Source organism: Thermovirga sp. (assembly GCA_012523215.1).
Lineage (GTDB): Bacteria > Synergistota > Synergistia > Synergistales > Thermovirgaceae > 58-81.
This window is the reverse complement of sequence record JAAYIZ010000216.1, coordinates 1-5,835: the sequence shown is the minus strand read 5'-3', so window position 1 is coordinate 5,835 and position 5,835 is coordinate 1. Positions and strand designations below refer to the sequence as shown.

The window sequence follows — 5,835 nt, the reverse complement described above, 5'->3', positions numbered from 1 at the left end:
GTGAAGATTTCCCGGTCGTCGCCAGGGTTCCATCCCAGTAGCGCGAAGTAGTTGAAAAGTGCGTCGGGGTGATAGCCCATGTCACGGTACTCATAGACACTGGTGGCGCCCTGTCTTTTGGAAAATTTCTTTTTGTCCTTGCCGAGTATCATGGGCAGGTGGGCGAAGATTGGAATCTCCCAGCCCAGGGCCTGGTAGATCAGTATCTGCTTCGGCGTGTTCGAAATGTGGTCCTCGCCCCGGACCACGTGGGTTATCTCCATGGCGTGGTCATCCACGACGACGGCGTAGTTGTAGGTGGGGAAGCCGTCGCTTTTTATCAGGACGATGTCCTTCAGGGTGTCGCTGACCATCTCGATGTGCCCGTAGACGACATCGTCAAAGGCCACCTTCACGCCCCGAGGCACGGAGAAGATGATGGCCTCCCCATCGCGGTAGGCCAGGCCTGAATCCATCAATTCCAGGGCGTGCCGGAGGTAAATCTCCCTTCTCTCGGATTGCCTGTAGGGACCGTGAGCACCTCCCAGATCGGGGCCTTCGTCCCATTCGAGGCCGAGCCAGCTCAACCCCTGAAGTATGGTCCGCTCGTGCTCCTCGGTGGAGCGGATCAGATCCGTGTCCTCGATGCGCAGGATAAAGGCTCCCCCGCTGTGGCGGGCCCAGAGCCAGTTAAAGAGGGCCGTATGGGCCCCCCCGATGTGGAGTGCTCCCGTGGGGCTGGGAGCGAAACGTACCCTGATGGTCGATGTCATTTCTCGTTCATCCTTCCCTGATGGTATCCTATCCGGTAGCATTGGAGCCGAACAGCAGTATACCGCAAATAACCCGGACGAAGGGGATGGGGCAAATGCCGGAAAAGACGTTACTACTAGTGGATGGTCACGGGCTCGCCTTCAGGGCCTTCTTCGCCCTGCCGGAACTCAGCGCGCCCGACGGCACGCCGACCAACGCACTCCTGGGATACGCTAACATGCTTCTTCGGACCCTGGAGGACCTCAAACCAGACCTCGCCGCCGTCGTCTTCGATGCGCCGGGTCCCACCTTCCGGCACGAAGCCTTCGAGGCTTACAAGGAGGGGCGACAACCGACCCCGAAGGAGTTCAAGGTGCAGATGCCCCTCATCAAGGAGTTCTCCCGGGACTTGGGGATTCCCGTCGTGGAAAGGGCCGGCGTCGAGGCTGACGACGTCATCGCCTCGACGGCGCTCTCGGCCGTCGGAAAGGGTTACCGCGTCGTCATCCTGACGGCCGATAAGGACATACTCCAGGTTCTTGACGAAAACCTCCTGGTGATGCGCCCCATTCGGGGTGTCAGCGATTTCCGCCTTTGGGATCCCCAGGGCTTCCGCGATGACTACGGTTTCGCCCCCTCCGCTATGGCCGACTACCTCGCTATGGTAGGCGACAGCATCGACAATGTCCCAGGCATAAAGGGCGTGGGCGACAAGACCGCCAGGGCCCTGCTGGCGGAACATGGCTCCCTGGAGGCCATCTACGAGCATCTGGACGAGATGAAACCGGGCCTCCGGAAAAAACTGGAAGAGGGCAGGGAGAGGGCCTTCTCGAGCCGGGACCTCACCAGGCTTCGCCTCGACGAGCCCTTGGGAGAGGACGACCTCCAGCAAGGGCAGATAAAAAGGAAAGAACTGGCCGCTCTCTTAGATCGATATGCTATGAAAAACCTGGCCCAAAGGCTACTGGGGAACGCCGCCCACGCGGAAGAGCCTGCCCGGCCCAAGGCTCCGGCTCCAGCAGAACTACGCGGGGAATCACTGGAATCCCTGCTCGCCGAAACGGAACTGGCCCTCGGTTGGTCCGGCACGGGCGATTACCCCCAGAATTTTTCGATTCTTGAGCTATGTCTCGCCTCACCTGATGGCCGTTTCTGGAAGGGCGGAGCCGACGGTGCCGTCCTGGAAGAACTCGCACGGTGGGCTCAAAAAGGGCAGATTACCACCAGCGGCTACAAGGAGATCTGCGCCGCTGCACCGTCACTACTGGCGGATCCAGAAAGGGTCTGGGACGCGCACTTAGCCCACTATGCCCTTCACCCCGAGGTCAAGGACAGGGGCGACTTCGGACCTTCTCCGGAGCAGACCATGGCCCTGTGGGAGGTTCGGAAGCGACTCCAGCCCCAGGTTCGCACCCTGGGGCTGGACGGAGTGATAACGGATATCGACACCCCTCTTTGCCAGGTCCTGGCGTCCATGGAACGGCGCGGCGTCCGCGTTGACAAGGAGTTGCTGGTGACCCTCGAGGAAGAACTTGACCACCGCGCCGGCGAGATATCCTCGCGGATAGACGCCCTTGTCGGCGACCACGTGAACCTCAACTCCACGAAACAGGTGGCCTGGCTCCTCTTCGAGAAACTGGGTTATCCGCCCGTCAAGAAGATCAAGACGGGATTTTCCACCGACGTTTCTGTCCTGGAAGAATTGGCGACCCTCCCCCTGCAAGAGGACGAGGTCCCAAAAATGCTCCTGGAGTACCGGGAGATTGCCAAGGTCATTTCGGGCTTCATTCAGCCCCTTTTGCGCGAGACCGACCCGGTCACCGGCAGCGTCCACACGACCTTCGAGCACATCGTCACGGGGACGGGGAGACTCAGCAGCAGGGACCCCAACCTTCAGAACGTGCCGACCTTCGGCAACTGGGCCGGCAGGCTCCGCGAGGCCCTGAAGCCCCGCGGCGAGGGCAACCTGTTCCTTGCGGGGGACTACTCCCAGGTGGAACTGAGGATCTTGGCCCATATCTGCGGTGAGGAGCGACTCAAAGAGGCCTTTGCCCAGGGCCGCGACATCCACTCCGAGACGGCCTTTTGGTTATTTGGCGAAAGCGGCGAGATCACGCCGGAGCATCGGCGGATGGCCAAGGTGGTCAACTTCGGGCTTCTCTACGGCATGGGCGTCCATGGCCTCTCTCAGAGGATGGGCATAAGCCGCGAGGAGGCTGCCGCGGTGATAGAGCGATACTTTGCGGCCTTCCCCAAGGTCAAGGAGTACATGGAGAACTCCGCCCGGGATGCCAAAAAGCGGGGCTACACGAGGACCCTCTTTGGAAGGATACGTCCCCTGCCGGAGGTCTCTACCGTGGAGGGCAGAGGTCCCGGTGCACTGGAAAGAGTGGCCGTCAACACGCCGCTCCAGGGCAGCGCCGCCGACATAGCCAGGATGGCCATGGTGCGCTACCATCGCGCTGTCGCCAAGGCGGGTCTGGAAGCTCCTCTGGTGCTCCAGGTGCACGACTCGCTGGTGGTGGAATGCCCCCCTCGCCAGGAGGAGGCCGTGACAGCCCTTCTCAGGGATTCCATGGAAGGCGCTGCCAGCCTATCGGTGCCCCTGGCGGTCCACGTGAAGAGTGGCGCCACCTTCGAGGATATTTAAGGGAGAAAACCTTTGACAGGTCCGGAAGAGGAACGTATTATTGAACCCGCTGTGAAAAATCATCGGTATGCATGCCGTTTCAAGGCTTAAGGAGGAAGATAGGCCGTGATAATGCAGGCTCTCAGGACAAAGACCCGTGCGATAATGCTCGTCGTCGTCGTCGTCTTCGTGGTATCCCTTTTCGCGATGTACATAACGAGGGGTAGCGGTCCCTCGCAGCATCCCGGGGCCGAAAAGGACTTCGCCGTGGCCATCGTGGACGGTCAAAAGGTCATGGCTACCCAAGTCGTCGCCGGAGTAAGGGACTTCGTCCAGCAGACCGGCCAATCGGACCTGTCCCCTGAATCGATCGTGCTCATGCGCAACCAGGTCCTGCATAACATCGCCCTGGGGCACATGCTCGACAAGGAGGCGGTCCGACAGAACATCACCGCCTCCCGCGAGGATATAGAAGCCGCCGTCAAGCGGATCGAGAAACAGTTCCCGACCAAGGAAGCCTTCCAGCAGTACATGGAGAGCAACGGCATCAAGATGAAGGCTCTCCAGGAGCGCATCGGTTCCCAGTTGGCCCAGCAGATGGTCATCGAAGCCAACACCCCCGAGGTGGAAGTCACCGACGAGGAGGCCCGAAGCTTCTACGAGCAGACCAGGGATGTCTACTTCCACCATCCCGCAGGGTGCAACGTCCTGTTCGCCCGCTTCAGCGGCATCGACGAGGCCGAGGAGGCCAGGAAGACTCTCCAGGCCGGCGGTAAGTGGGACGATGTCATGAAGGGTTACGGCGAGGAGGGGGTTCTCCTGGAGTTCACCCCGTCGGGAGAACCCGCCTTCGTCGCTGAACAGGAGTTCGCCGAGGGGGACCTCAAGGAAATAGGCGACACGCCCCTTGGCAAGGTATCCAAGGCACTCACCTTGGGCGAGGACAACGTGGTCATCGTCCTCAGGGAGAAAAAAATCGAGGAGAAGGTAATCCCCTTCGAAGAAGCCAGCCGCGACGCGAAGGAAATGGTAGCTTACCAGAAGAAACGGTCAGGCCAGAGCGAGTACCTCCAGGGACTGCTGGCCCAGGCCCACATCCAGGTCCTGGCGCCGGAGTTCTTCGAAGCGCCGGCCCCTGAGGAGGCCGAAGGAGAAGAGCACCCCGGGGGGGGAGCCTCTCCTGCGGAGGAACAGGGCGAGACCGCCAGGGAATAACGCCCACGGTCTTCTTTGGTTCTTCAATTTAGGTTGACATTTTCCGGGAGCAGTGTATGATGCTTAGCAACGATCTGAGCGGTCGATAGGAGGCTTTTGTGGTTATGGCTGTTCCCCGTTTAAGACGAGCTAGACGAATAAGACCTGGTCTGCCTGCGTCGGATATCGCGAATTACGCGGTGATGACGGGGAAGAGTAGGTCGAGTGCTCGTCGACAGAGAGGGGATGCAAACAGCTGAAAGCGTTCCTCGTCGAGACCGACTGAATAGAGCCCCCGAACCGGCTCCCGAAGAAAGCCCCTAGAAGGGCAAGTAGGGGGAAAACGGTTTTAAACCGTGAGAGTAGGCCTAAGAAGCCAAAAAGTTGGGTGGCACCGCGAGCAAAGCTCGCCCCTTCGCTAGAAGGGGCGAGCTTTTTTATTTTTAAAAAGGAGGAAATCAAGATGGATTACAAGGGAAAGGTAATTCTTGCTTACAGTGGCGGTCTTGATACGTCGGTGGCGATAAAGTGGTTGAGCGATCAGGGCTATGACGTGGTGACGCTGACGGCCGACGTGGGTCAGATCCTCGACATCGAGGAGGTCAAAGAGAAGGCACTCAAGGTAGGTGCCATCAATGCCTATGTGATGGATCTCAGGCAGGAATTCGTGGAAACCATGGTCTGGCCGGCGCTGAAAGCAAACGCTCTCTACCAGGGCAAGTATCCCCTGAATTCAGCCCTTTCCAGGCCTCTTATAGCAAAGTACCTTGTCTGGGTAGCCGGGATGGAAGGGGCCGTCGCCGTTGCCCACGGTTGCACCGGTAAGGGTCAGGATCAGGTCAGGATCGAGGTCTGTTCAAATGCCCTGGATCCCGATCTTAAAGTTATAGCCCCCGTGAGGGAATGGCATTTCTCCAGGGAAGCCGAGATCGATTACGCCAGGGAAAATGGCATCCCTGTCCCGGTCACGGCCGAAAGCCCTTACTCCATCGACGGAAACCTGTGGGGCAGGTCAATTGAATGCGGGCCGCTGGAGGATCCCTGGACGGAGCCTCCCAGCGATGCTTTTGCCCTTACGGTTGATCCCTGGGATGCGCCGGACGAACAAGAATACCTCGAAATCACTTTTAAAAAGGGTATTCCAGTGGCGATAAACGGCAACGAAATGGACGGCGTGGCCCTCATAGCTGAACTGAACAGGATCGCCGGAGCCCACGGGGTAGGCAGGATCGACATGATCGAAGACAGGTTGGTGGGATTCAAAAGCAGGGAGGTTTACG

General features: G+C 59.4%; 4 protein-coding genes. 3 read left to right on the top strand and 1 reads right to left on the bottom strand.

Annotated elements, in window-relative coordinates; all coding sequences use genetic code 11:
- A partial coding sequence (locus tag GX108_06235) for a glutamate--tRNA ligase (GenBank protein ID NLO56635.1) occupies window positions 1-752 on the bottom strand: 752 nt, incomplete at its 3' end.
- 95 nt (window positions 753-847) lie between these two features.
- Here GX108_06235 and GX108_06230 point away from each other — a divergent pair.
- The 3 genes from GX108_06230 to GX108_06220 all read left to right on the top strand — a co-directional run.
- Window positions 848-3,382 carry a DNA polymerase I gene (locus GX108_06230; GenBank protein NLO56634.1) on the top strand — a complete coding sequence of 845 codons (2,535 nt, stop codon included), beginning with the start codon at window positions 848-850 and terminating at the stop codon, window positions 3,380-3,382.
- A 105-nt stretch (window positions 3,383-3,487) separates the two neighbouring features.
- The gene (locus GX108_06225; GenBank protein NLO56633.1) at window positions 3,488-4,576 is read left to right on the top strand and encodes a hypothetical protein; all 1,089 of its coding nucleotides are present in this window, start codon (window positions 3,488-3,490) and stop codon (window positions 4,574-4,576) included.
- Window positions 4,577-5,018: 442 nt separating this feature from the next.
- Window positions 5,019-5,835, top strand: an 817-nt coding sequence (locus GX108_06220; protein ID NLO56632.1) for an argininosuccinate synthase, incomplete at its 3' end; no start/stop codon positions are given.